At 62.3% G+C, this 3,247-nt stretch carries 5 protein-coding genes; all 5 read left to right on the top strand.

Going from position 1 to position 3,247, the window contains the following annotated elements; all coding sequences use genetic code 11:
• Positions 1-433 (top strand): ERF family protein (locus ACQ4WP_RS29135; RefSeq protein ID WP_436526771.1); only part of this gene is annotated, 433 nt, incomplete at its 5' end.
• A gap of 28 nt (positions 434-461) precedes the next feature.
• Positions 462-1,151: a hypothetical protein gene (locus ACQ4WP_RS29130; RefSeq protein WP_436526770.1), complete on the top strand. Its 690-nt coding sequence runs from the start codon at positions 462-464 to the stop codon at positions 1,149-1,151.
• Between the two features lie 16 nt (positions 1,152-1,167).
• Positions 1,168-1,590 (top strand): single-stranded DNA-binding protein, encoded by a 423-nt coding sequence (locus tag ACQ4WP_RS29125; protein WP_436526768.1) that lies wholly within the window; start codon positions 1,168-1,170, stop codon positions 1,588-1,590.
• 80 nt (positions 1,591-1,670) lie between these two features.
• Entirely contained in the window at positions 1,671-3,002 is a 1,332-nt protein-coding gene (locus ACQ4WP_RS29120) for a hypothetical protein (RefSeq protein WP_436526766.1), read from the top strand.
• Complete coding sequence (locus tag ACQ4WP_RS29115; RefSeq protein WP_436526764.1) at positions 2,999-3,247, top strand: hypothetical protein; 249 nt, start codon at positions 2,999-3,001, stop codon at positions 3,245-3,247. The genes ACQ4WP_RS29120 and ACQ4WP_RS29115 overlap by 4 nt, the downstream gene beginning before the upstream one ends.

Raw genomic sequence — 3,247 nt, 5'->3', positions numbered from 1 at the left:
GGCGCTGGCTCGCTGCGGCATCAGTCACGACTGGGACACGCAGCAGCCGGCCAGCGGCATGATCATCGTCAGCTGCTCCCTGACGCATGTCATGGGCCATAGCAAATCGACCACGATGGAGGCGCCACCGGACAACTCCGGCTCCAAGAACGTTATCCAACAGATCGCCAGCACCGTGACGTACCTGCAACGCTACACGCTATTGGGCGCCTGCGGCTTGGCCACCAAGGACATGGACGACGACGGGCGCGGCGGCGAGCAAGCGGCGCCGGCAGTTCCGCCAATCACGCCGCGCGCCATCGGTCCGAAAGGGCTGGCCGCCGCCATCGCGCAAATCAAAGCCGGAAAATTTACTGTGGCGCGTCTGGTCAAGGAAAACATCCTGACCGAAGACCAGCTCACCCAGGTAAACGACGAGGTGAAAAGTGCTTAAATTTCATCCATCGTCCCTCGGTCTGATCATGACCGACGCTATTTCCATCGACAAGTCGCTGCTGCCGGCCGCTCTGCTGGAGGTGGCAGCCAAGGCGCGCAAGACCGACGCCGACAAGGAATTGCTGGCGCCCTACAAAGAAATGTCGCTGTCGGCTGGCGCCAAGACCTACTTGGGGAAGCTGGCAAAGCAGTTCGTCTACTCCTACAACAAGGTGGTCGAAACCAAGTACATGGACAAAGGCCTGGCCTGCGAAGACGAGGCGATCGACATGATCAACCGCCTGCGCTTCGAGAGCTACACGAAGAACACCGAGCGCCGCGAAGATGAGTTTTTGACCGGCGAGTGCGACATCTACGTGCCGGGCGTAAAGACCATCGATACCAAAGTTTCATGGGATCTCGACACCTTCCCGGCACTGAGTGAGGACTGCCATGACAGCCTGTACGAGTGGCAAGGCCGGGCCTACATGCGGCTTTGGGACGTGCCTGAGCACGAGGTGTGCTTTGTGATGCTGAACACGCCGGACGAGCTGATCCGCTACGAGCAGCGCGAATTGCACGAGGTCGAGCACATCGACCCGGCACTGCGGCTCACCAGCATCACCTATCAGCGCGACATGGCACTCGAAGAAAAAATGGTCAACAAATGCCGGGTAGCACAGAAATATCTACTCAATACCGTAGCGCGCATCAACCTCGAACACAAATCAAACTGAGCGAAAGAATATCAAAATGGCTAAATTATTTGGACTGGCGCGCATCGGGCGCGACGCGGAACTTCGTTACACGACCGGGCAGGACGCTGTGTGCAGTATCTCCCTGGCCTTCACGTGGGGCAAGAAAGGCGCGGACGGCAAGCGCTCTACGCAGTGGGTCGACGGCGCCCTGTGGGGCAAGCGCGCCGAAGCACTGGCGCCATACCTGCTCAAAGGAACGCTGATCGCCGTGACGCTGGACGAGGTTCATATCGAGACATACCAGGGCAAGAACGGGGAGTCAACCAAGCTGTCCGGCAAGGTGCTGGATATCGAGCTGGCTGGTAGTCCAAGCGCCGCGCCAGCACCGACACAGCAGCCGGCACCGCGCCCCGCCGCCCGGCAAGCAGCTGCCCCGGCTCAAAACTTCGCCGACATGGACGACGACATTCCGTTCTGAGTGAGGCGCCACACGGCCGGCTGGAGCGCCATCAACACCGCCCAGCCGCCCACCAAAACAAGACCATAGGGATAATGAAAATGAACGCACTTACCGCAACAGAAACTACCGCACTCGCCACCATGTCGCCGGCCTCGCGTGCCGCACTAGCCATGAAAACCACGAGCGCCGAACTTGCGCTGCGCGACCTGCTCAAGGCATCGGCCAGCATCCTGGTCGTGACGAGCAAGGCCGGGCGCGAAGAGTGCCATGCCGCGTACATGAAATTGAAGAACTCGGTCACTGACATCGGCAAGATTGAGGTCGCCGTCACCGAAGACGCCAAGGCTTTCACTAAGGCCGTGAAGGTGGAGGCCGCCCGGTTAGCTGGCATCATCATCGCCGAGCGCGACCGCCTGCAGGTGCTGCGCGACGGATTTGACGCCATCGAAGAGGCTCGTAAGGCTAATGAGCTGGCGAAGGAAATGGCGCGCATCGCCGCAATTCAGGCTCGCATCCAGTTTATCCGCGACCTCGCGCTGAAAGCCGTTGGCGCCAACTCGGCTGGCATTGAAGTGCTGCTGGTCGAATTGCAGGCCAACATGGTCGATGACACCTATGCCGAAATGGCCGACATGGCCAACACGGCATGGGATGGCGCTGACCATGCGCTGAATACGGCGCTTGAAACCGCCCTCGCCGCCGAAGCCGCCGAAGCCCAGCGCCTGGCCGATATCGCCGCAGCCGACCGGCGCCGCGCCGACGAGGCCGCCGAGAACGCCCGTGTCGCCGCCGAAAATCAGCGCATCGCTGCCGAGAATGCGGCCGCCGCCCAAAAACTGGCCGATCAGCAAGCTGTACTCGACCTGGCAGCGCGCCAACAACGCGAGCAGGCCGAGGCTTCAGCGAGGGCCGAAGATGCGCGCCGCGCCGAAGCCGCCCGCATCGAGCAGGTCGAGCGTGACCGCGCGGCAGCCGAGGCGCAGGCCGTGCTAGAAGTTGAGCGCGCCGAGATTGCCGCCGCCCGCCAGGCGCTGGCTGACGAGCAGGCCGCTGCCGCCAAAGAAAGAGCGGACACGGCCGCACTGGGCATGGCGATCTACTTCTCCGCTATGCCGGACGCTGAATTCGATGCGTTGGTCGGTGGGCGTGATTTGTCGTCGGCAGAGCAAGCGGCATACGAGGCCGAGGGCGCGGCGCGCTACGCCCGATTCCATGGCCATGGACGCGTAAAACCGGAGGCTGCCGATAAGTTCATGGAAGCCGTTGCCGCACCGAGCGCCTTACTCGACGCTGCTGACGAGCTCGACCCGACCAACGAGGAAATCAAGGACATGGGCAGAGAGTGTGGCTTGGCTCTGGACGCATGGGCCGACCGCTTGGAGTTGTTCGTGGCATGGGCTCGGGCAGAGAAGATGGCGGTGGTGGCATGAGCAGCCGCGCCGAACGCCAGGCACAGGCTACCGCAAAGCTCCAGGCCGCATGCGACAAGTTCAACGCCGCGCACCAGGTCGGAGCAGCCGTTAGCGTCCAACTGGACGGCGGCGAGGTCCGCGAGACGGTCACGACCAGCGAGGCGCAGGTCATGGGTGGCCACAGCGCAGTCATCTGGCTTGAAGGCGTTAGCGGTTGCCATGACCTGGAGCGCGTGACGGCGTCGAAGGCGGAAAAAGCATGA

Origin of the sequence: Janthinobacterium lyxosi, assembly GCF_051380665.1 — a bacterium.
In the GTDB taxonomy this organism is placed as follows: domain Bacteria; phylum Pseudomonadota; class Gammaproteobacteria; order Burkholderiales; family Burkholderiaceae_D; genus Janthinobacterium.
The sequence above is the reverse complement of the archived record's forward strand: the minus strand, read 5'-3'. Positions and strand labels throughout refer to the sequence as shown.